We start from the raw sequence: 21357 nt of genomic DNA, 5'->3' as shown, positions 1-21357 counted from the left end.
AACCACAACCGCGAGCAATGACGACCCCGCGGCGGACGCCGAACCCGTGCGTCCGGAAACCGGGCCCCGCCCGCCGCGTCGCCGTCACCTACGATCGTCGGGCCCGTGCCCGCCGTCGAAGGATGACCCGTTGCCTCGCACCCGGTTGTACCTGGTCCGCCACGGCGAGCAGGATCCCGCCGCGAACCACGCCCCGACCGGCGGCCTCTCCGCCCGGGGCCGCGACCAGGCCGCCCGCGCCGGCCGCCGCCTCGCCGCAGCTGGAGCCGGAGCCGCAGCTGGAGCCGCAGCTGGAGCCGGAGCCGCAGCTGGAGCCGCAGCCGCAGCTGGAGCCGCAGCCGCAGCTGGAGCCGCAGCTGGAGCCGGAGCCGCAGCTGGAGCCGGAGCCGCAGCTGGAGCCGGAGCCGGCGCTGAAGCGGGAGCAAGTGCCGGAGCTGCAGCCGCAGCTGGAGCTGGCGCTGAAGCGGGAGCAGGTGCCGGAGCTGGAGCCGGCGTCCGGTTCGACGCCATCCACCACAGCCCCCTCGCCCGGGCCGCCGAGACCGCCGCCATCATCGGCGCCTTCCTTCCCGACGTGCCCAGCCACGCCTGCGACCACGTGGCCGACCGCACCCCGGTGCCCACGACGGCGAATCGCGACGACTACCCCGGCCGCTGGCATGCCTGGCTCGACGACACCCCGCCCGACGAGCGGGATCCGGACGCCACGGCCCTCAAAGCGGCCGTCGAACACTTCGGCGTCGTCGGCGACCGCGACCGCCACGAGCTGCTGGTCACCCACAACTTCGTGATCGGCTGGTTCGTCCGCCACGCCCTGGACGCGCCGGCCTGGCGCTGGCTCGGCCTCAACCAGGCCAACGCCGCCCTCACCATCGTCGAATGGGCGGACGACCGGCCGCCGATGCTGGTCGCCTTCAACGACACCGGACATCTCGGATGACCATCGAGCTCGTCACCCGCTTCGCCGTCGACGACGCCCAGCTCAGCGCACTGCACGCGCGGGCCTTCGACCAGGCCTGCAAGACAGGACCGTGGGCCGCGCGCCTGGCACGGCACGCCCTCACCTGGGTCGGCGCGTTCGACGGCGACGACCTGGTCGGCTTCGTGCAGGTGTGCTGGGACGGCGGCGCCCACGCGTTCGTGCTGGACACCGCCGTCGACCCCGGCCACCAGCACCGCGGCATCGGCGCCGCCCTGGTCGAGCGCGCCACCGCAGAGGCCCGGCGAGCCGGCTGCGAGTGGCTGCACGTCGACTTCGAACCCCCTCTGGAGTCCTTCTACCTCGACCGCTGCGGCTTCCGGCCCACGGCGGCCGGGCTGATCAAGCTGAACTGAGCGGGCCGATCGAGCTGAACTGAGCGGGCCGATCGAGCTGAACTGAGCGGGCCGATCAAGCTGAACTGACAAGGTCAGTCCTCGAACGCCTCCGGGGACGGGCACGAGCAGACCAGGTTGCGGTCGCCGTACGCGCCGTCGATGCGGCGCACCGGCGGCCAGTACTTCGCCGTCCGGTCCACGCCCCCCGGGAACGCCGCCACCGTACGCGAGTACGGGTGCGCCCACTCATCGGTCGTGACCGACGACGCGGTGTGCGGGGCGTTCGCCAGCGGGTTGTCGCCGGCCGGCCACACCCCCGCCGCCACCTGGTCGATCTCGGCCTTGATCGCGATCATCGCGGCGCAGAACCGGTCCAGCTCGGCCAGGTCCTCGCTCTCGGTGGGCTCGACCATCAGCGTGCCGGCCACCGGGAACGACATCGTCGGGGCGTGGAAGCCGTAGTCGATCAGGCGCTTGGCCACGTCGTCGACCGAGACGCCGGTCGCCTTCGTGATCGGGCGCAGGTCGAGGATGCACTCGTGCGCGACCAGGCCGTTGTTGCCGGCGTAGAGCACCGGGAAGTGGTCGCGCAGCCGGGCCGCCACGTAGTTGGCGGTCAGCACCGCGTTGGCCGTCGCCGCGGCCAGCCCGTCGGGGCCCATCATCCGCAGGTAGGCCCAGGAGATCGGCAGGATGCCGGCCGAGCCGTGCGGGGCCGCCGACACCGCGTGGTGGTCGCCGGGCAGCACCGGGTTGCCGGGCAGGTAGTCGGCCAGGTGCTGCCGGACCGCGACCGGGCCCACGCCGGGACCGCCGCCGCCGTGCGGGATGCAGAACGTCTTGTGCAGGTTCAGGTGCGAGACGTCGGCGCCGAACTTGCCCGGCCGGGCGAAGCCGACCAGCGCGTTCAGATTGGCGCCGTCGACGTACACCTGGCCGCCGGCCTCGTGCACCTGGGCGCACAGGTCGGCGATGGAGGTCTCGTAGACGCCGTGCGTCGACGGGTAGGTCACCATGATCGCGGCGAGCGACCCGGCGTGGGCCGAGATCTTGGCGGACAGGTCGGCGAGGTCCACGTTGCCGGCGTCATCGCAGGCCACGACCACCACGCGCATGCCGGCCATGACCGCGCTCGCCGCGTTCGTGCCGTGGGCGCTGGACGGGATCAGGCAGACGTCGCGGTGGGCCTCGCCACGGGCGCGGTGATAGCCGCGGATGGCCAGCAGGCCGGCGAGCTCGCCCTGGGAGCCGGCGTTCGGCTGCACGCTGACCGCGTCGTACCCGGTGATCTCGGCGAGCCAGGTCTCCAGCTGGGAGATCAGGTGCTCGTACCCGACCGTCTGGGAAGAGGGCGCGTACGGGTGGATGTCGGCGAAGGCGGGCCAGGTGACCGCCTCCATCTCGGTCGTCGCGTTGAGCTTCATCGTGCAGGAGCCCAGCGGGATCATGCCGCGGTCGAGCGCGTAGTCGCGGTCGGAGAGCTTGCGCAGGTAGCGCAGCATGCTCGTCTCGGAGTGGTGACTGTGGAACACCGGGTGGGTGAGGAACTCGGTGGTCCGGCCGAGCGGCTTGGCCCCGCAGGTGGCCGGCTCCGCGACCGCGACGCCAAATGCGGACAGAACGGCAGCGACGTGGGCCGGGGTGGTCGTCTCGTCACAAGCGATCGAAACCCGGTCGGACGAGACGAGCCGCAGGTCGATGCCGGCGTCCGCGGCGGCCGAGACGACGGCGGCGGCCCGCCCGGGAACGACCGCGGTCACCGTGTCGAAGAACGCGTCGTGGTCGACCGCGATCCCGGCCGCGGTCAGCGATCCGGCCAGGGTCAGCGCGTGCCCGTGCACCCGGCGGGCGATCTCCCGCAGCCCGGACGGGCCGTGGTACACCGCGTACATGCTCGCCATCACGGCCAGCAGCACCTGCGCCGTGCAGATGTTGCTGGTCGCCTTCTCCCGGCGGATGTGCTGCTCCCGCGTCTGCAGCGCGAGCCGGTAGGCGGGCGCCCCGTCGGCGTCCTTGGACACGCCCACGAGACGGCCCGGCAGCGATCGCTCGAGCCCGGCCCGCACCGCGAGATATCCGGCGTGCGGCCCGCCGAAGCCGAGCGGCACCCCGAAACGCTGCGTCGTGCCGGCCGCGATGTCCGCCCCGATCTCCCCCGGCGCCCGCAACAGCGTCAGCGCGAGCAGGTCGGCCGCGACGGTGACCAGGGCCCCGGCCGCGTGCGCCACGTCAACCAGGGCGGCATGATCCCGTACGGCGCCCGAAGCACCCGGATATTGCAGGTGAAGACCGAAATACTCGGCCGGGAGCTGGTCGCCGGCGTCGAGATCCACGAGCGCCAGTTCGATGCCCAGCGGCTCGGCCCGGGTGCGCAACACCGAAAGCGTCTGCGGCAGGGTGTCGGCGTCCACCACGTACACCCGCGACTTGGATTTCGAAGCCCGCTTCGCCAGCGTCATGGCCTCGGCCACGGCGGTGCCCTCGTCGAGCATCGAGGCGTTGGCCGTGGTGAGTCCCGTGAGGTCGGTGACCATGGTCTGGAAGTTGAGCAGCGCCTCGAGCCGGCCCTGGCTGATCTCCGGCTGGTACGGGGTGTACGCCGTGTACCAGGCCGGGTTCTCCAGCACGTTCCGCTTGATCACCGCGGGTGTGTGGGTGCCGTAGTAGCCGAGCCCGATCATCGGGGTGGCGACTGTGTTCTTGGCGGCGATCGACCGCAGCTCGGCGATCGTGTCCTCCTCGGAGGCGGCCGGCGGCAGGTCGAGCGTGCCGTGCCAGCGGATCACCTCGGGGACCGCCGCGTCCATCAGCGCCTCGAGCGAGGGGTAGCCGATGGCCTTGAGCATGTGGGTCTGCTCGTCCGGATCGGGACCGATGTGCCGGGATGCGAACGTCATGGCGGGCTCCAAGCGAGAGCGGAGGTCGACAAGGCGGCCTCCCCCTCTGTCGTACCCACTCGGCGGAGAAAACAGAGCAGGTACTTCAGAGTCGCTTGCCCATGCGGTCCGTTTGCCTGAGAGGTTCCGGGGAGGATTTGCCCCTTCGGCGCCGCCGCTACCCCCGCTCGATGAACAGGGACCGGCGAACTCTCCCGCATGGCTGCCGACCAAACTACCAGTGACCTTGGCGGAAACCGCTAACCCTAGGGTGGGTATGTGACCTACACCCCCGCGCAGAGCCGCTACGACTCGATGACCTACCGCCGGGCCGGCCGCAGCGGCCTGAAGCTGCCTGCGATCTCGCTCGGCCTCTGGCACAACTTCGGCGACGGCCGCCCGCTCGACCGGCAGCGCGACATCGTGCGGCGCGCCTTCGACCTCGGCGTCACCCACTTCGACCTGGCCAACAACTACGGGCCGCCGCCCGGCAGCGCGGAGCGCAACTTCGGCCGGCTCCTCGCCGCCGACTTCCGGGCTCACCGGGACGAAATGGTCATCTCGACCAAGGCCGGATACCACATGTGGGAGGGCCCGTACGGCGAGTGGGGCTCCCGGAAATACCTGGTGAGCTCCCTCGACCAGTCGCTGCGGCGGCTCGGCCTCGACTACGTGGACGTCTTCTACCACCACCGGCCGGACCCGGACACCCCGCTCGAGGAGACGATGAGCGCCCTCGACGCCGTCGTCCGCGCCGGCAAGGCCCTCTACGTCGGCATCAGCAACTACTCCAGCGAGCAGACCGCCCGCGCCGCCGCGATCCTGCGCGAGCTCGGCACCCCGCTGCTGATCCACCAGCCGTCGTACTCGATCCTCAACCGCTGGATCGAGCGGGACAACCTGCTCGGCGCCCTCGAGGAGGCCGGCGCCGGCTGCATCGCGTTCAGCCCGCTGCAGCAGGGCCTGCTCACCGACCGCTACCTCGGCGGCATCCCCGACGACTCGCGGGTGCGCACCAGCGTCTTCCTCAACGAGAGCGACCTGGACGCCACGACGATGGCCCGGATCAACGCGCTCAACGACATCGCGAAGCGCCGCGGCCAGACCCTCGCCCAGCTGGCCCTGGCCTGGGCCCTGCGCGACAACCGCATGACCAGCCTGATCATCGGCGCGAGCAGCGTCGAGCAGCTGGAGAACAACGTGGCGGCGCTGGACAACCTGGTCCTGACCGCCGAGGAACTGGACGAGATCGACGGGACCGTCCTCGACCGGTGACGGACCTCGTCGAACGGCACACGATCCTCGGGGTCGTGGTCGGATCACGCGCGTACGGGCTGGACGGCCCCGCGTCCGACCACGACCGCCGGGGCGTGTTCGCCGCGCCGACCCGCGACTTCTGGCGGCTGGACAAGCCGCCCACGCACCTCGACGGCCCGCTTCCCGAGCAGTTCTCCTGGGAGGTCGAGCGGTTCTGCGTGCTCGCCGCCCAGGCCAACCCGACCGTGCTCGAGGTGCTCTGGTCCCCGATCGTCGAACGGATCACCCCCGAGGGCGAGGCGCTGCGGGCGATCCGGGAGGCGTTCCTCTCGCGCCGGGTGGCTTCGACCTACGGCGCGTACGCCCGGGATCAGCTCCACCGCGTGCAGGCGCGCCGGGACCGCACCGGCGAAACGAACCACAAACAGGCCATGCACATGATCAGGCTGCTGATGGCGGGCGCGCACGTGCTGCGCGCCGGCGAGGTGCTGGTCGACGTCCGCCCGCACCGGGACCGGCTCCTGGCGGTCAAGTCGGGTTCGCTGCCCTGGCCGGAGGTGACCGCCTGGGCTTCCGAACTGCAACACGACCTGGCGGCGGCCACGGCGGAAACTCGGCTGCCCCCAGGCCCGGACACCAGCAAAATAGATCAACTGCTGTCGTCCGTACGGGAGAAGGGGTTGCCGTGACCATCGAGGTGCCTTCGTGGACCGCTCAGGTCGCCCGATCCCTCCCCTACCCGTTGATCTTCGCGACCGTGAGCGGCGCTCACCTGTACGGGTTCGCCTCGGTCGACTCCGACCTGGATGTGCGCGCGAGCCACCTGTTGCCGGCGGCCGAGGTGCTGGGGTTGCGCGTCGGTCCGGAAACGCTGCAGTCGGGTGGGGTGCGCGACGGGGTCGAGCTCGACGTCGTGAGTCACGATCTGGCCAAGTTCGCCCGCTTGCTGAACAGCCGGAACGGTTACGTCCTGGAGCAGCTGCTCTCGCCGCTCGTGGTGGTCGCCACGCCCGTCCACGAGGAGCTGGTCGCGCTTGCGCCGGGGCTGCTCACCCGCGGACATGCCCATCACTATCTCGGGTTCGCCGCGGGTCAGGAGAGGCTGTTCGCGCGGACCGGGGAGTTGAAGCCGGCGCTGTACGCGTTGCGCGTGCTGCTGACCGGCGAGCGGCTGATGCGCACGGGCACGCTGGAGACGGACCTCGGGGTCCTCGGGGACGGGCTGCCGTATGTGCCGGAGATGATCGCGGCCAAGCGGTCGGCCGAGCATGCGGTGCTGCCGCCGGAGTTCGCCTCGGTGATGTCGGCCGAGGTGCCACGGTTGCGGGCTTTGCTGGAGTCGGCGCGCGATTCTTCGCGGCTCCCGGAGGCGGCGTCGCCCGAGGCGGTCGCCGCGCTGCACGACCTGGTGGTCCGGACGAGACTCGCCACTGTGGATATCCCGGGAAAATGTCGTACCCGGTTGCTTGAATCCACCCCCACCCAGTCAACGGGTGGGGGTGGTCCCCCGTTCCTGGAGGCCCGAAATGACGCTGCGCGTGGCCACACCGGACGACCTCCGAGCGATCCTCGCGCTGGCCGTCGACTTCTACGCCGAGGACGGGTTCGTCACGCCCCGGGAGCGGCTGGCCGCCCACCTCGCGCACCTGCTGGTCAGCGACGCGGCCCACGCGACGGTGGTCGAACGGGACGGCATCGTGGTGGCGTTCGCGATCTCGACGTCGTCGTACGGGCTCGAGAACGGGCTCATCGCCGAGCTGGAAGACCTCTACGTGGCGCCGGCCGCGCGGCGGCGCGGGCTGGCCGGGGAGCTGATCGAGGACAGCGCTCGCTGGGCGGCGGGGATCGGTGCGGCTCAGCTCGAGATCGTGATCGCGCCCAACGGGCAGGATGTGGCGCATCTTTTCGCGATATATCGGGCGAGGGGGTTCGCGGACGAGGGGCGGCGGATCCTGGCGCGCTCGCTGAACAGCTAGGCGCTTGCGCGCCAGCTCGGCGTGCATGGAGCAGGTCGGCGCCCGCGTGTCGGCCGGGCATCCGCGCGGCAGCGAGCGCCAGGCGGCTCGGCATCCGACACGGCGGCAAGCGCCCGCGCAGCGGCAAGCGCCCGCGCAGCGGCAAGCGCCCGCGCAGCGGCGAGCGCCCGCGGGGCTATGCGCCCTTGCGGCTGGCGATTGCCTCCAGGAAGATGTCGCCGATCTTGGCGGGGTCGGTGGCGATGAAGACGCCGCCCGAGCCCGCGGCCTTGGTGATGGCCTCGAGCTCGTCGCGGTCGATCGCGGTGCCCATGCCGATAATGATCATGCGGACGGGGCGCTTCGGGTCGCGCAGCTTGGTCATCTTGGCCACCAGCTGGTCGATGGTCAGGCCGCCGGGGTTGTCGTTCTTGCCGTCGGTGTAGATGACCACCGAGTTCGACACGCCGGGCTGCCAGCCCTGCTGCACGCGCTGGTACGCCGCCAGCGCGGTGTCGAACAAACCGGTGTCACCGCCGGGCTTGGGCTTGATCTTGTCGATGGCCTTGAGCATGTCGGCCCGGTAGGTGGCGCAGGACGAGATCGGCAGGTTCTCCACCCACGGCCTGGTGCCGACCATGTTCGTGGAGAAGGTCCAGTTGCCTACCGACCACCGGTTGTCCAGCAGCGCCAGGCCCTGCCTCGCGACGGCTCGGGTCACCTCGGCCCGGGTGAGGCCGCCGGCGGTCGGCACCTTCGCGTTCATCGAGAACGACACGTCGAACACCGCCAGCATCCGGCCGGGCTGGGTGATCGCCGTCCAGCTGCCGAGGAGCTGGCCGATCGCGGCGGTCACCGCCTTCGGGTCGGCGGCGGGCGGGGGCGCGACCTTCGCGGGAGCTCCGGCCGGTGCCGCGAAAGCAGCTCCGGGCGTGCCATCCGGGCCGCGTACGCCCGCCTTGGCCAATTGATCGTCGAAGGCCGGCGTGGCGAGCGCCTTCCGCAGCGCGGCCGCGGCCTGCTCCTTCTGCGGGTCGACGCCGGGCATCACCGCGAACGGGTAGTCCAGCGCCACCGACCGCGGATAGAGCGCCGCCAGCGCTCCGCCCCGGTTCGCCGCGTTGTAGGCGATCACGTCTGCCTCGGACAGCGGGGCCACGCCCACCGCCGAGCTCGGGAACTTCTGCAGCAGGTCGCCGCGGATGCTCGAACTGTTCGCCGACAGCGCCCGCATCGCGCCGACCTTCAGGGTCGCCGCCGACGCGTCCGTGCCCGCCGCCGCGGCCACCGCGAGCAGGCCGGTCAGGCCCGTCGCGTCCCGGCCCGGGTCGACGATGCCCGGCCGCAGCGACTTGTCCGTGGCGATCTTCTTGACCAGGTCGTTCATCGTGACCGAGCCGAGCTTGGCGGCCGCCGGCGACGGCACGGCCAGCACGATCGGGCTCGACGCGACCGACCCGAGCGGCGTCGGCTGGAACCCGGACGCCTCCGACGCGAGCCGCAGCAGCCACGTCCCCGAGTCGGGGATCCAGGCGTCGACGCCGGTCGCGTCCACCGGCTTCGAGACGGCGCCGACCAGGTTCACCCCGTGCTGCTTGCCGATCGCGGCGACCATGGCGGTCGGGTCGGCGGCGGTCACGGCGGCCGAGACGCAGGCGGTCCCGACCCGCGCGGCGTCCGTCTTGGACCAGCCGTCGGCGACGGCCTGCACGGCGGGCGCGATCTCGGGGGCGGCGGCGATCCGCAGCCGTACGGTCGAAGCGCAGTCGTTGGTCGAAAGCTCGTGATATCCGGCCCATGCGCCGCCCGCGACCACGATCACGGCAGCCGCCGCGGCGGTGACGACGAGCCCGGTGCGCCGGAGTTGACGATGACGGCCTGGCATCGGGACATCTTGATCCGTCGGTGCGGAAAGATCCACGCCTGGACGGGTGGAAAATGTCACTGATACTGCACATTACCGCGGAGTAGCCCACTCGCCGTACGGCATCCTAGGAACCTAGGTAGATGGAGTTCGCGCGGGTTGTCGGTTTACGCTGATCGGCATGCCCGCCCCGACGCGCGACGCACCGGTCGTCCACCTTGCCCGGCCGCACCGGCCGGTCCTGGTCGCGGGCACCCTCGGCGAGCTGGCCGGGCCGACCGAGGGCCTGGTCGAGCTTCCCCTGCGGCTGTGGTGGGGACCGCGCGGCACCTTCGACCTGGCCGAGCCGACGATGCTCGCCTGGATGTACGAGAACGTCCTCCGCGAGGCCATCCGCGTCGGCGAGCTGCGCGCCTACCTCGACGGTCCCACGCTGATCCGCGTGTGGCCGCAGCTCAACCTGCCGCGCGCGGTCCGCGCGGCGTGGGAGACCCGCCACCCCCGGCTGCGGCACGCGGCCGCGGCGGCCGAGCGCCACTGACGGAAGCGGCGTATGGGTAAGCAGAGCGATGAGGCCGCGGCCCCGGCGGGCGCGTATGGGTAAGCAGAGCGGCGAGGCCCGCGGCCCGGGGGCGCGTATGGGTAAGCAGAGCGATGAGGCCGCGGCCCGGACGCGCGTATGGGTAAGCAGAGCGATGAGCCCGCAGGCCCGGACGTGCGCGTGAGCAACGAAGCACACATCGGCGAGCCGAGCGAAACGCGGTGACCAGCGACGCCTTTTTCCGCGACGTCGCCCGCGAAGCCCTGCGCGTGGCCGAGAAGCACGGCTTCGTCCTCGGGGGCGGCGTGGCCTGGCTGGTCAACGGCCTGGTCGACCGCCCCACCGAGGACGTCGACCTCTTCACCGACACCGAGGGCGGGGTCGCCGCCGCCGCCGATGAGGTCAGCACCGCGCTGCGCGGCGCCGGCTATCGGGTGGTTCGGGAGGAAGGGGACGAGCTGTTCGAGGGGATGGACGAGGACCTGCGCGAATTCCTGATCACCAAGGACGGCCGGGCGCTGCGGCTCACGCTCTGCCGCCTCGACCGGCACCGCGCGCCCGTCGTCATGGACCTCGGGCCGGTCATGCACCTCGACGATCTCGTCGCCACCAAGGTGGCGGCGCTGGTGAACCGGCGGGAGGTGCGGGACTACATCGACGTCGCCGCCGCGCTCGAGCGGTACCCCCTCGACCGGGTGCTGGAGCTCGCCCGCGCCGTCGATCCGGCGCTCGACCCGGAGGACGTCGCCGACGCCGGGCGCTACCTCGACCGGCTCGATGACGCCCGGTTCGCCCTCTATGGGCTGGACGCGCCGCAGATCACGGAATTACGGGAGAGACTCGCTGCGTGGCCGCGACAGGCGGAAAGATAGGGTCAGCAATCGTGACGCTGACTGACCGCCTGCCCGGCACGAATGAGCCCGACGCGGTCTTCGACGCCTTCCAGAAGTGGGCCACCGAGCAGGGCCTCGCCCTCTACACCCACCAGGAAGAGGCCCTCATCGAGCTGGCCACGGGGGCCAACGTCATCCTCAACACCCCCACCGGCTCGGGCAAGAGCCTGGTCGCGACCGGCGCCCACTTCATCGCCCTCGCCGACGGGCGCACCACCTTCTACACCGCGCCGATCAAGGCGCTGGTCAGCGAGAAGTTCTTCGCCCTCTGCGCGGCCTTCGGGGCGCACAACGTCGGCATGCTCACCGGCGACGCCAGCGTCAACCCGGACGCGCCGATCATCTGCTGCACCGCCGAGGTCCTCGCCAACCTCGCCCTGCGCGAGGGCCGGGCCGCCGACGTCGGCCAGGTGATCATGGACGAGTTCCACTTCTACGCCGAGCCCGACCGCGGCTGGGCCTGGCAGGTGCCGCTGATCGAGCTGCCCCAGGCCCAGTTCCTGCTGATGTCCGCCACCCTCGGCGACACCACCCGCTTCGTCGACGACCTCTCGCGCCGCACCGGGCGGCAGACCGCGGAGGTGAGCAGCGTCGAGCGTCCGGTTCCGCTCATCTTCTCGTACGCGACGACGCCCCTGCACGAGACGATCGAGGAGCTCCTGCAGACCCACCAGGCGCCGATCTACATCGTGCACTTCACCCAGGCCGCCGCCCTCGAGCGTGCCCAGGCCCTGATGAGCGTCAACATGGCGACCCGGGCCGAGAAGGACGCGATCGCCGTCGCCATCGGCAACTTCCGGTTCACCGCCGGCTTCGGCCGCACGCTGTCCCGGCTGGTGCGGCACGGCATCGGCGTGCACCACGCGGGCATGCTCCCGAAGTACCGCCGGCTGGTCGAGACCCTGGCCCAGGCCGGCCTGCTCAAGGTCATCTGCGGCACCGACACGCTCGGCGTCGGCATCAACGTGCCGATCCGCACCGTGCTGTTCACCGGTCTGTCCAAGTACGACGGCATCAAGACCCGGCTGCTCAAGGCCCGCGAGTTCCACCAGATCGCCGGGCGGGCCGGCCGGGCCGGGTTCGACACGCTGGGCACGGTGCTGGTGCAGGCGCCCGAGCACGTCATCGACAACGAGCGGGCCCTGGCCAAGGCCGGCGACGATCCGAAGAAGCGGCGCAAGGTCGTACGCAAGAAGCCGCCCGAGGGTTCGATCGGCTGGGGCCAGCCCACCTTCGACCGTCTGGTCGGCGCCGATCCCGAGCCGCTGACCAGCTCGTTCCAGGTGTCGCACGCGATGCTGCTGAACGTCATCGCGCGCGGCGGCGACCCGTTCGCGGCGATGCGTCACCTGCTCACCGACAACCACGAGGAGCCGGCCGCCCAGCGGCGGCACATCCGGCGGGCGATCGCCATCGCGCGCGCCCTCATGGCCGGGGGCGTCATCGAGCGTACGGACGAAGGGGTCTATCGCCTGGTCGAGGACCTCCAGCTCGACTTCGCGCTCAACCAGGCCCTCTCCCCCTTCGCCCTCGCGTGCCTGGAGCTGCTCGACCGGGAGGCGCCCGACTACCCGCTCGACGTCGTCTCGGTCATCGAGGCCACCCTCGAGGACCCGCGGCAGGTGCTCTCCGCGCAGCGCACCAAGGCCCGCGGCGAGGCGGTCGGCGCCATGAAGGCCGAGGGCATCGAGTACGAGCAGCGGATGGAGCTGCTCGAGGACGTCACCCACCCGCGGCCGCTGCTGGAGCTGCTCGAGGGCGCCTACGAGACGTACCGGCGGGGCCACCCGTGGGTCGCCGACTACGAGATCAAGCCCAAGAGCGTGGTCCGCGACATGTACGAGCGGGCGATGACCTTCACCGAGTACGTGTCGTTCTACGGCCTGTCCCGCTCCGAGGGCCTGGTCCTGCGGTACCTCGCGGACGCGTACCGGGCGCTGCGGCAGACCGTCCCCGAGGACGCCCGCACCGAGGAGCTCACCGACCTCATCGAGTGGCTCGGCGAGCTCGTCCGCCAGGTCGACTCCAGCCTGCTCGACGAGTGGGAGCGGCTGCGCAACCCGGGCGCGCTGCCCGAGGAGGTACGCCTCGACGACAAGCCGCCGGCGGTCACCCGCAACGCCCGCGCGTTCCGGGTGCTGGTGCGCAACGCCCTGTTCCGGCGGGTCGAGCTGGCCGCCCTGCGCCGGTGGGACGAGCTCGGCGAGCTGGACGGCGAGGCCGGCTGGTCGGCCGACCGCTGGCAGGACGCGATGGAGCCGTACTTCGACGAGTACGACGAGATCGGCACCGGCCCGGCCGCCCGTGGTCCCGCGCTGCTGCAGATCGAGGTCACCGGCACCGCCTGGAACGTCCGGCAGGTCTTCGAGGACCCCGACGGCGACCACGACTGGGGCATCGACGCCACCGTCGATCTCGCCGCCTCCGACGAGGCCGGGGCCGCCGCGGTCGTGGTCACGGCGGTGGGGCCGCACTAGTGGGGCCGCTCTAGTGGGACCGCCGCTCTCCCGGCGGCGCCGCCTGGCCGGGTTCGCCCTCGCGATCGCCGGCCTCCCGCTGCTCACCGTGGTCGCCCACGCGAGCGGGCTGGCGCTCACCGGCAACATCCCGCTGTTCCTGGCCGCCGTGGTCGCGGTGGCGCTGGTCGGCGGGCGGTGGCCGGCCCTGCTCGCCGCCGTCGGCGGGTTCCTCCTGCTCAACTACTGGTTCGTGCCGCCGCTGCACACCCTCGCGATCGGCACCTGGTCGAACCTGCTGGCGCTCGTGTCCTTCGTCGTGATCGCCATGGCCGTCTCGTGGGTCGTCGACCTCGCCGCCCGGCGCACCCGCCAGGCGCGGATCCTGGCGGTCGCGGCCGAGGGCGACCGGGTGCGCACGGAACTGCTCCGGGCGGTGGGGCACGATCTGCGTACGCCGCTCGCCTCGGCCAAGGCCGCCGTCGCCGGCCTGCGCAGCCCCGACGTCGAGTTCGACGAGAAGGACCGCGCCGAGCTGCTGGCCACCGCCGAGGAGTCGCTCGACCGGCTCGCCGGCCTGGTCGCGAACCTGCTCGACATGAGCCGCCTGCAGGCCGGCGCGCTCGGGATGACGCCGGCCGACGTCGGCCTCGAGGAGGTGGTGCCGCGCGCCCTCGACGAGCTCGGACCGCCCGGGCGCCGGTTCGCGGTCCGGCTGCCCGACGAGCTGCCGGCCGTGCGGGCCGACCCCGGCCTGCTCGACCGGGTGATCGTCAACGTCGCCGGGAACGCGCTGCGGTTCAGCCCGCCCGACCGGCCGCCCGCGATCACCGGCGCCGCCGCCGGGGCGACGGTCGAGCTGCGGGTGATCGACCACGGGCCGGGCATCCCCGAGGACAAGTGGGATCTGGTGTTCCGGCCGTTCCAGCGGCTCGGCGACCGGGACACGCACACCGGGGTCGGGCTCGGGCTGGCCCTCTCCCGCGGGCTGGCCGAGGCCATGGGCGGTACGCTGCGGCCCGCCACCACTCCGGGCGGGGGCCTTACGATGATCTTGTCGCTGCCCGCGGCCGCGCTTCCGGCCGCCCGGACGGAGGGTAGGAGTTGACCCGCATCCTCGTCGTCGACGACGACCCGCAGATCGTGCGGGCACTGCGGATCAACCTGCGTGCCCGCGCATACGAGGTCGACGTGGCCCCGGACGGCGCCGGCGCCCTGCGCGTGGCCGCCACCCACCCGCCCGACCTCGTCGTGCTCGACCTCGGGCTGCCGGACATGGACGGCGCCGACGTGATCCGCGGCCTGCGCGGCTGGACGGCCGTGCCGATCATCGTGCTCTCCGGGCGCGCCGAGGGCACCGACAAGGTGGCCGCCCTCGACGCCGGCGCCGACGACTACGTGACCAAGCCGTTCGGCGTCGACGAGCTGCTGGCCCGCATCCGGGCGGTGACCCGCCGCGTGCACCCGCAGGACGCCTCCCCCACGGCCATCGTCGGCCGGTACACCATCGACCTCGCCGGCCACACGATCACGCCCGACCAGCGCCTCACCCCGACCGAGTGGCAACTCCTCGAGCACCTGCTGCGCAACCCGGGCAAGCTGATCACCCAGCGCCAGCTGCTGCACGACGTGTGGGGGCCGCAGTACGGCACCGAGACGAACTATCTACGGCAGTACATGGCCCGGCTGCGACGCAAGCTCGAGGACGACCCGACCCGCCCGCGCCACCTGCTGACCGAGCCCGGCATGGGGTACCGCTACCAGCCCTGAAGTCTCACGCGCGCCCGGCGCGGACCGATAGGCACCCGCATGAGACAGATCCCGGCTGCTGTCGTTCCCGCCTTCGCCGTCGCGGCCGGCCTGCCCTCGGTGGTCGCCCCCGGCACCACGGTCGCGCACGTCGCGTACCTCATCGGATTTGCCGCCTTCACCGCCATCGCCTGGTTCCGCCTGCGGAGCATGACCGGGCCGAGCGTGCGGGGGTACGGGATGATCACCGCCGCGCTGACCGTCTGGCTCAGCGGCGACGTGCTGTACGACGTGCTCAGCCACTTCTTCACGCTCGGTGACGTCTCCCCCTCCGACGTGCTGTGGCTCTCCGGCTATCCGCTGCTGGTCGGCGGACTCGTGCGGCTCACCGTGCTGCGGGCGCCCGGCCGGCTGCGCGAGGGCCTGCTCGACGCGTTCGCCATGACGATCGTGGTGGCCTGGCTGTTCTGGCAGTTCCTCATCCTGCCCGCGGCCGAGCACCAGAGCATGTCGCTGGCCACCGCGCTCGGCGCGCTCTACCCGATGGGCGACGTGCTGATCTTCGCGGCCACCGCGATCCTGGTGCTCGCGCCCGGCTCCAAGCGCGGCCCGATCGGCTACCTGGTCGCCGCGCTCGTGCTCACGCTGATCGGCGACATCAGCATCTCGCTGCTGCCCGCGCTGTTCCCCGACCTGTCCCGCTCCGGGCAGGCCGACCGCTTCGACGGCCTGCTGCTGCTGGCCAACAGCCTGCTCGCGGCGGCCGTGGCGCACCGCGACGCGACCCGGATGGCCCAGCCGTCGCCCTCCGAGCAGCGCCTGCACCCGGCCCGGGTGGTCTTCCTCGGCATCGCGCTGGTGGTGCTGCCGACCGTGGCCGGCCTGCACTCGTTCGGCAGCGTGCTCAGCCGGGTCTCGCTGCTCACCTCGATCACGCTGCTGACCTCGCTGATCCTGGTGCGCTTCGTCTTCGTGGTGCGCGAGCAGGAGCGGGTCCGGGCCGAGCTGCACTATCAGGCCGAGCACGACACCCTGACCGGGCTGTCCAACCGCAAGGCGCTGCTGGCCGGGCTCGACCACGCGCTGCGGCACGCCCCGGCCGGCTACGGCCCCGTGGTCTTCTACCTGGACCTCAACGGCTTCAAACCGATCAATGACCGGTACGGCCACGCGGCCGGCGACGTCATCCTGCAGGAGTTCGCCCGGCGGCTGCGGGCCGGCGTGCGACCGGCCGACGTGACCGCCCGCCTCGGCGGGGACGAGTTCGTCGTCCTGGCCACCGAGATCGCCGACGCGGAGGCGGCCCGCGAGTTCGCCGCCCGGCTGCGGGAGATGGCCGCCGCCCCCGTCCACCACGAGGGCAACGTCCTGACGGTGGGAGTGAGCGTGGGCGTGGCGGCGGCCTCCGCGCTTCCGAGCCGGTCCGCCGACGCGCTGCTGGCCGCCGCCGACGCGGCCATGTACAGCGAGAAGGCGCCGGTCAGCGCCAGGTCAGCACGCTGATCTCGTCGGCGTCGCCGATCGCCGGGAAGATCCGCTTCGGCGTCCCGCCCGCCGCCGGGACCAGGTAGTAGCCGTCGGCGCGCCGGGCGATGATCTGCTTCCCGTCCGGCGACACCACGAGGTCGGTGAACACCTTGCCCGGCATCTCCGCGATCTTGGTGAGGTGGCCGGTGGGGCCGTCGGCGGCGAGCGCGACGATCTCGGCCTTCCGGCCCATGCCGTAGCAGGGCAGGGTGAGCCGGGCCAGCTGGCGCGGGCCCCGGCAGTTGTAGAGCAGCGGCGCCCGCCCGTTCGCGTCCGGCTTGCCGGCCACGGTCGCGCCGACCAGCTCGCGGCTCGTGCGGCGCACGGTGACGTGCCCGGCTCCGGCAACGTCGATCACGTCCGGCTCGACGGCCGGGTCGCCGGTGGAGTCCCAGGAGCCGGCCTCGCCCCCGAACCGGCCGAGCGTGCCGGGATCGGCCGGGTCGACCGTGATCGTGTGGTGCGGTCCTCCGTCGCCGCCGTCGACCGTGACGGCCAGCGTCGTCGTGCCCGGGATGAAGCCGGCGCCGGCCATGCTCAGCCCGGGGGCGCCCAGCGCGTCGGCGTTCAGCTCGCCCGTCGCTTCGTACGTCTTTCCGGCCGCCCGGAAGAGCACCAGCCGGCCGCCCGACCGGTCGAGCTGGGCGGCGAACGCGTAGTCCTCGCTGAACGCCAGAATGTCGGCGGCCTCCGGCACCGTCACCGATCGCAGCCGGTCGCCGGTCTTCACGTCGTACACCCGCAGCTCGCGTTTGTTGTTCTTGGTGGCCAGCACGACCAGGCCGGCCGGGAGAACCTTGGCCGTCGGTTTCGGGGCCGGCGTCTCCCACTGCGGGGCCGTCGCCGCATCGCCGCCGTCCGTGCAGGCGCCCAGCGCCAGGAGCAGGACAATGGCGGCGATCGATCTTCTCACGCCGGGGATGCTACCGGGGTGCGCGCTCCCGTGCGGGTCGCCCCGACGCCGGCCGCCACCACCAGGGCGATGCCGGCCACGCCGAGCGCGTCGGGGATCTGGTGCAGCCCGATCGCGCCGATCAGCAGGGCGAAGGCGGGCTCGAGGGCCATCAGCGTGCCGAAGGCTCCGGTGGTGAGGCGTCGCAGGGCGAGCATCTCCCAGCCGTACGCGATCATCATCATCGCCCCCAGCAGCAGGCCGAGCAGGATCTGGCCGCCGGTGAGCGCGGCGAACACGTGCGGGGACACGGTGAACGTCGCGACCAGGGCCGCCACCGGCATCGAGACGGCCAGCCCCTGCAGGCCGGAGACGGCGTCGCCGACCCGCTGGGTGAGCACGATGTAGGCGCCCCAGCAGACCGCCGCGCCGAGCGCGAAGACGACGCCGAGCGGGTCGACCCCGCCCGCCCACGGCGAGGTCAGCAGCACCACGCCGAGGGCGGCCAGCACCGGCCAGAGCGGCTTGCGGACCCGGGCCGCCGCGACGGCGAGCGGGCCGAGGAACTCGATGGCGCTGGCCGTGCCGAGCGGCAGCCGGCCGACGGCGGCCATGAACAGGATCGTGGCGCCGGCGGTGGCCACGCCGAGCAGCGCCGTGGCGCCCAGGGCCCGGGCGTTGAACTCGCGCAGCCGCGGCCGGACCAGGACGATCAGCAGCAGGCCGGCCCAGCACAGGCGCAGCCAGGCCGCGCCCTCGGCGCCGATCGTGCCGATCAGCCCGACCGAGGCGGCGATGCCGGCCTGGACCGTGAGCATGGCGGCGACGGCCATGGCGGTCCCCGTGCGTACCTGATGCATGAGGCCATTGAAGTCGCGCCGATTGTTCGCGTCCACGTGCCGATGCTGGACATACCGTTCGGTTTTGACGAACAATTCCCCCGTGGAGACGCGCAGGCTGCGGTTACTCGTCGCGCTCGACCGGCTGGGGTCGATGCGCGGGGTCGCCGAGGAGATGGGGCTCACCACCTCGACCGTGTCGCAGCAGCTCGCGATCCTGGCCCGGGACGTGGGGGCCGCGCTCGTCGAGCCCGAGGGACGCCGGGTGCGGCTGACCCCGGCCGGTCGCCGGCTGGCCGCGCACGGCGTCACCATTCTCGCCGCGGTCGAGGCGGCCGAGCTCGACCTCTCCCCGACGTCGTCGCCGGCCGGCTCGGTCAAGGTCGCCGGGTTCGCGACCGCGGTCCGGCGGGCGCTGCTGCCGCTGCAGCGCGGGCTGCCGGCCGGGGTCCGGCTGTCGATCCGCGAGCACGAGCCGGCCGAGGCGTTCGCGCTGCTCGACGCCGACGACGTGGACCTGGCGCTGATCTACGACTACAACCTGGCGCCGCTGTCGTTCGCGGCCCGCTACGAGACGCGGGCGCTGTGGACGATGCCGTGGAGCCTCGCGACGCCGGCCGGGATGTCGCTGTCCGCGGCGTGGGCGGCGGACTGGATCGTCAACTCGCGGAACACGGCGGACGAGGACGTGGCGCGGACGCTCGCGGCGCTCAACGGCGGCTCGGTGCGGGTGGCGCACCGCTGCGACAGCCTGAACCTGGTGGTGGACCTCATCGAGGCCGGGCTCGGGGTGGCGCTGCTGCCCGCGGACATGGCCGTTCCGCCGACGCTCGCCCTGCTGCCGCTGTCGGCACCGCCGGTTCTGCTGCGGGCGTACGCGGTCACCCGGCGCGGGCGGGCGGGATGGCCGCCGCTCGCGCTGGTGCTCTCGCTCCTCGCTTAGGCTGATGGCCATGCCCGAATTGGAGATTCCGGTGCTGGAGGCTCTGCACTCCACGCCCGCCCGGCGTTACCTGTCGCCCGAGCCGATCGGCGACGATGTCATCCGCGCGATCCTCGATGCCGCGATCCGCGGCCCCAACGGCGGCAACACGCAGCGCTGGGCCTGGATCGTGCTGCGCGACCCTGAGGTCAAGAAACAGATCGCCGGCTTCTACCGCGAGGGGTGGGAGGGCAGCTACGGCAAGCTCCGCGAGCACATGCGGTCCCAGCCCGAGTCGGCCGACGGCATGGGCCCGGCCAACTTCCGGGCCGGCGACCACCTGGCGGCGCACCTCGAGGAGGCCCCGGTCTGGGTCTTCCCGGTGCTGCTGGGCGCGGCCAAGTCGGCGAACCCGCGGCTGGGCGCCTCGATCTACGGCGCGGTGCAGCAGCTGATGCTGGCGGCGCGCGCCTACGGCATCGGGTCGGTCATCACCACCCTCTACTCCGGACACGAGGCGGAGGTGCGCACGCTGCTCGGCCTCCCCGAGGACGCGCTCACCATGGCGCTGGTGCCGCTCGGGTACCCGAGCAAGGGGCGCTGGGCCGAGCCGAAGCGCAAGCCCCTGGACGAGGTCGTCTTCTACGACCGGTACTCCTGATCGCCGTCCACCTCTTCCCTGCGCGCGATCAGGAAGCGGCGCTCGGGGTCGTTGTCGGTGAGGGCGATCGCCTCGGTGTACGCGACGGCGGCCTCGGCGCGGCGGCCCAGCCGGCGCAGGAAGTCGGCGCGGGCGGCGGCCAGGTACGGGTAGGTCGCCAGCGCCGGCTCGGCCAGCAGCGGGGCGAGCGCGTCGAGGCCGGCCGCGGGGCCGTCGCGCATGCCGATCGCGGCGGCCCGGTTGAGCCGGACGACCGCGGTCGGCCAGAGGGCGAGCAGGCGGTCGTAGAGGTCGGCGACCGCCGGCCAGTCGGTGGCCGCCCAAGTGGGTGCCTCGGCGTGCTGGGCGGCGATGGCGGCCTGCAGCGAGTAGCGGCTGGGCCGGCCCCGGCGCAGGGACTCGGTGAGCAGGGCGACGCCCTCACGGATCTTCGCGGCGTCCCAGCGGGCGCGGTCCTGGTCGGCCAGCAGCAGCAGGCGGCCGTCGGGCGCCTGGCGGGTCGCCGAGCGGGCGTCGTTCAGCAGCATGAGGGCGAGCTGGGCGGCCACGTCGGGCTCGGTCGGCATCAGGCGGTGCAGCAGGCGGCCGAGGTCGAGGGCCCGGTCGAGCAGGTCGTGCCGGATCAGGTGCGGGCCGGCCGGCGCGGTGTGCCCGGTCGTGAAGATGAGCTGGACGACCTCGAGGACGACGCCGAGGCGGCCGGCCAGCTCGTCGGGGGCCGGCGCCCGGTACGGGATGCGGGCGGCGGCGATCTTCTTCTTGGCCCGGGTGATGCGGGCGGCCATGGTCGGCTCGGGGACCAGGAACGCGCGGGCCACCTCGGCCGTGGTGAGGCCGCAGACCAGGCGCAGGGTGAGCGCTGCCTGCGCCTCGCGGGCCAGGGCCGGGTGGCAGCAGGTGAAGATGAGCCGCAACCGGTCGTCGCATTGTGTTTCGTCGCCTCGTGTTTCGGTGACCAGCAGCGGCAGCGCCCGGCGGAGGACGGCATGCCGGCGCAGCTCGTCGCGGGCCTTGTTGCGGGCCACCTGGGTGAGCCAGGCCCCGGGTCGCGCCGGCACCCCGGACCCGGGCCAGGTCTTGAGGGCGGCGGCGAAGGCCTCCTGCGCGCACTCCTCGGCCAGGTCCAGGTCGCGGGTGAGCTGGGCGGTGGTGGCCAGCACCTGCGCCCAGTCGCGGCGGTGGGCCGACGCCACCGCCGCGACGACGTCCTCGGTCATCCCCGCTCGACCACCGGGCGGATCTCGACGCCGCTGTGGCCGGCCTTCACCTCGGGCAGCAGGGCCACCAGCTTGACGACCTCGTCCAGGTCGGCCGCCTCGACCAGGTAGTAGCCGCCGAGGGCCTCCTTGGTCTCCAGGAACGGGCCGTCGGTCAGCACCACGCCGCCGTCCGACCCGGCCCGCATCGTGGTCGCGTCCGGCGCCCCGGTGAGCTGGTCGCCGCCGAGGACGCGGTCGCCGCCGGCCCGGTTGAACTCGCCGTGCGCGGCGCCGTGCGCGGCCCACTCCTCTCCGGTCATCGCCTCCCACTGCTTGTCGTCGCCGTAGATGAGCAGCATGTACTTCGCCATCTCGTACACCCTTCCTGGTTGGCTTTTCACCGCACCGA

18 protein-coding genes, 2 pseudogenes and 1 riboswitch are annotated in these 21357 nt (G+C 72.6%); of the genes and pseudogenes, 14 read left to right on the top strand and 6 right to left on the bottom strand.

The features are described 5' to 3' along the window. Nucleotides 1–46: 46 nt before the first annotated feature. Both ACZ6TB_RS18275 and ACZ6TB_RS18270 read left to right on the top strand, forming a co-directional pair. Nucleotides 47–940 (top strand): histidine phosphatase family protein, encoded by an 894-nt coding sequence (locus tag ACZ6TB_RS18275; RefSeq protein WP_465555684.1) that lies wholly within the window; start codon nucleotides 47–49, stop codon nucleotides 938–940. Continuing rightward, nucleotides 937–1335, top strand: a complete 399-nt coding sequence (locus ACZ6TB_RS18270) for a GNAT family N-acetyltransferase (protein ID WP_465555683.1) — start codon at nucleotides 937–939, stop codon at nucleotides 1333–1335. The genes ACZ6TB_RS18275 and ACZ6TB_RS18270 overlap by 4 nt, the downstream gene beginning before the upstream one ends. Before the next feature lie 74 nt (nucleotides 1336–1409). Here the strand turns inward: ACZ6TB_RS18270 and gcvP are convergent, their stop codons facing one another. Next, nucleotides 1410–4214, bottom strand: a complete 2805-nt coding sequence (gene gcvP / locus ACZ6TB_RS18265; protein ID WP_465555682.1) for an aminomethyl-transferring glycine dehydrogenase — start codon at nucleotides 4212–4214, stop codon at nucleotides 1410–1412. A 94-nt stretch (nucleotides 4215–4308) separates the two neighbouring features. Continuing rightward, a riboswitch (glycine riboswitch) is annotated at nucleotides 4309–4421 on the bottom strand. Between the two features lie 51 nt (nucleotides 4422–4472). On the opposite strand from gcvP, the gene mgrA reads away from it, so the two are divergent. The 4 genes and pseudogenes from mgrA to ACZ6TB_RS18245 all read left to right on the top strand — a co-directional run bounded on the left by mgrA (nucleotide 4473) and on the right by ACZ6TB_RS18245 (nucleotide 7426). Further along, a complete protein-coding gene (gene mgrA, locus ACZ6TB_RS18260) occupies nucleotides 4473–5468 on the top strand; it encodes an L-glyceraldehyde 3-phosphate reductase (protein ID WP_465555681.1) in 996 nt (331 codons plus the stop codon). Beyond that, the gene (locus ACZ6TB_RS18255; RefSeq protein WP_465555680.1) at nucleotides 5465–6139 is read left to right on the top strand and encodes a nucleotidyltransferase domain-containing protein; all 675 of its coding nucleotides are present in this window, start codon (nucleotides 5465–5467) and stop codon (nucleotides 6137–6139) included. The genes mgrA and ACZ6TB_RS18255 overlap by 4 nt, the downstream gene beginning before the upstream one ends. Then, nucleotides 6136–6882, top strand: a pseudogene (locus ACZ6TB_RS18250) (nucleotidyltransferase domain-containing protein); the annotation flags it as partial. The gene ACZ6TB_RS18255 and the pseudogene ACZ6TB_RS18250, both read left to right, overlap by 4 nt. A 94-nt stretch (nucleotides 6883–6976) precedes the next feature. After that, on the top strand, nucleotides 6977–7426 hold the full coding sequence (locus ACZ6TB_RS18245) for a GNAT family N-acetyltransferase (protein WP_465555679.1): 450 nt from the start codon (nucleotides 6977–6979) through the stop codon (nucleotides 7424–7426). 175 nt (nucleotides 7427–7601) lie between these two features. Here ACZ6TB_RS18245 and ACZ6TB_RS18240 read toward each other — a convergent pair whose 3' ends face one another. Continuing rightward, nucleotides 7602–9290: a VWA domain-containing protein gene (locus ACZ6TB_RS18240; RefSeq protein ID WP_465555678.1), complete on the bottom strand. Its 1689-nt coding sequence runs from the start codon at nucleotides 9288–9290 to the stop codon at nucleotides 7602–7604. A 160-nt stretch (nucleotides 9291–9450) separates the two neighbouring features. Between ACZ6TB_RS18240 and ACZ6TB_RS18235 the strand changes: the two genes are divergently transcribed. The 6 genes and pseudogenes from ACZ6TB_RS18235 to ACZ6TB_RS18210 all read left to right on the top strand — a co-directional run bounded on the left by ACZ6TB_RS18235 (nucleotide 9451) and on the right by ACZ6TB_RS18210 (nucleotide 16411). Further along, entirely contained in the window at nucleotides 9451–9810 is a 360-nt protein-coding gene (locus ACZ6TB_RS18235; protein ID WP_465555677.1) for a hypothetical protein, read from the top strand. 221 nt (nucleotides 9811–10031) lie between these two features. Further along, nucleotides 10032–10682 (top strand): nucleotidyl transferase AbiEii/AbiGii toxin family protein, encoded by a 651-nt coding sequence (locus ACZ6TB_RS18230; RefSeq protein WP_465555676.1) that lies wholly within the window; start codon nucleotides 10032–10034, stop codon nucleotides 10680–10682. Between the two features lie 11 nt (nucleotides 10683–10693). Continuing rightward, nucleotides 10694–13180 carry a DEAD/DEAH box helicase gene (locus tag ACZ6TB_RS18225; protein ID WP_465555675.1) on the top strand — a complete coding sequence of 829 codons (2487 nt, stop codon included), beginning with the start codon at nucleotides 10694–10696 and terminating at the stop codon, nucleotides 13178–13180. Beyond that, nucleotides 13170–14267: pseudogene (locus ACZ6TB_RS18220) on the top strand (sensor histidine kinase); the annotation flags it as partial. The gene ACZ6TB_RS18225 and the pseudogene ACZ6TB_RS18220, both read left to right, overlap by 11 nt. Beyond that, entirely contained in the window at nucleotides 14264–14929 is a 666-nt protein-coding gene (locus ACZ6TB_RS18215) for a response regulator (RefSeq protein WP_465555674.1), read from the top strand. The pseudogene ACZ6TB_RS18220 and the gene ACZ6TB_RS18215, both read left to right, overlap by 4 nt. A 39-nt stretch (nucleotides 14930–14968) precedes the next feature. Next, on the top strand, nucleotides 14969–16411 hold the full coding sequence (locus ACZ6TB_RS18210; RefSeq protein WP_465555673.1) for a diguanylate cyclase domain-containing protein: 1443 nt from the start codon (nucleotides 14969–14971) through the stop codon (nucleotides 16409–16411). On the opposite strand, the gene ACZ6TB_RS18205 is transcribed toward ACZ6TB_RS18210, so the two are convergent. After that, nucleotides 16389–17348, bottom strand: a complete 960-nt coding sequence (locus ACZ6TB_RS18205; protein WP_465555672.1) for a hypothetical protein — start codon at nucleotides 17346–17348, stop codon at nucleotides 16389–16391. The two genes, ACZ6TB_RS18210 and ACZ6TB_RS18205, sit on opposite strands and share 23 nt — an antisense overlap. Beyond that, entirely contained in the window at nucleotides 17345–18223 is an 879-nt protein-coding gene (locus ACZ6TB_RS18200) for an EamA family transporter (RefSeq protein WP_465555671.1), read from the bottom strand. Before ACZ6TB_RS18200 ends, ACZ6TB_RS18205 begins: the two co-directional genes overlap by 4 nt. 46 nt (nucleotides 18224–18269) lie before the next feature. Between ACZ6TB_RS18200 and ACZ6TB_RS18195 the strand changes: the two genes are divergently transcribed. Together ACZ6TB_RS18195 and ACZ6TB_RS18190 are read left to right on the top strand one after the other, a co-directional pair. Further along, nucleotides 18270–19109, top strand: coding sequence for a LysR family transcriptional regulator (locus ACZ6TB_RS18195; protein ID WP_465555670.1), 840 nt, complete (start codon nucleotides 18270–18272; stop codon nucleotides 19107–19109). Between the two features lie 10 nt (nucleotides 19110–19119). Beyond that, entirely contained in the window at nucleotides 19120–19749 is a 630-nt protein-coding gene (locus ACZ6TB_RS18190) for a nitroreductase family protein (RefSeq protein WP_465555669.1), read from the top strand. Here ACZ6TB_RS18190 and ACZ6TB_RS18185 read toward each other — a convergent pair. Further along, nucleotides 19731–20966, bottom strand: a complete 1236-nt coding sequence (locus ACZ6TB_RS18185) for an RNA polymerase sigma factor (protein WP_465555668.1) — start codon at nucleotides 20964–20966, stop codon at nucleotides 19731–19733. The genes ACZ6TB_RS18190 and ACZ6TB_RS18185 overlap by 19 nt on opposite strands. Beyond that, the gene (locus ACZ6TB_RS18180; protein WP_465555667.1) at nucleotides 20963–21319 is read right to left on the bottom strand and encodes a YciI family protein; all 357 of its coding nucleotides are present in this window, start codon (nucleotides 21317–21319) and stop codon (nucleotides 20963–20965) included. Before ACZ6TB_RS18180 ends, ACZ6TB_RS18185 begins: the two co-directional genes overlap by 4 nt. Nucleotides 21320–21357 lie beyond the last annotated feature (38 nt).

The organism is Actinoplanes sp. NPDC051537, assembly GCF_055586105.1.
This window is presented reverse-complemented; position numbering and strand designations above follow the sequence as displayed.

Excerpts from the sequence above, each read along its gene's own strand:
- ACZ6TB_RS18270 (WP_465555683.1), top strand. The coding sequence starts at position 937 with ATGACCATCGAGCTCGTCACCCGCTTCGCCGTCGACGACGCCCAGCTC.
- ACZ6TB_RS18185 (WP_465555668.1), bottom strand. The coding sequence starts at position 20,966 with ATGACCGAGGACGTCGTCGCGGCGGTGGCGTCGGCCCACCGCCGCGAC.
- ACZ6TB_RS18190 (WP_465555669.1), top strand. The coding sequence starts at position 19,120 with ATGCCCGAATTGGAGATTCCGGTGCTGGAGGCTCTGCACTCCACGCCC.
- ACZ6TB_RS18245 (WP_465555679.1), top strand. The coding sequence starts at position 6,977 with ATGACGCTGCGCGTGGCCACACCGGACGACCTCCGAGCGATCCTCGCG.
- gcvP (WP_465555682.1), bottom strand. The coding sequence starts at position 4,214 with ATGACGTTCGCATCCCGGCACATCGGTCCCGATCCGGACGAGCAGACC.
- ACZ6TB_RS18210 (WP_465555673.1), top strand. The coding sequence starts at position 14,969 with ATGAGACAGATCCCGGCTGCTGTCGTTCCCGCCTTCGCCGTCGCGGCC.
- ACZ6TB_RS18235 (WP_465555677.1), top strand. The coding sequence starts at position 9,451 with ATGCCCGCCCCGACGCGCGACGCACCGGTCGTCCACCTTGCCCGGCCG.
- ACZ6TB_RS18180 (WP_465555667.1), bottom strand. The coding sequence starts at position 21,319 with ATGGCGAAGTACATGCTGCTCATCTACGGCGACGACAAGCAGTGGGAG.
- ACZ6TB_RS18240 (WP_465555678.1), bottom strand. The coding sequence starts at position 9,290 with ATGCCAGGCCGTCATCGTCAACTCCGGCGCACCGGGCTCGTCGTCACC.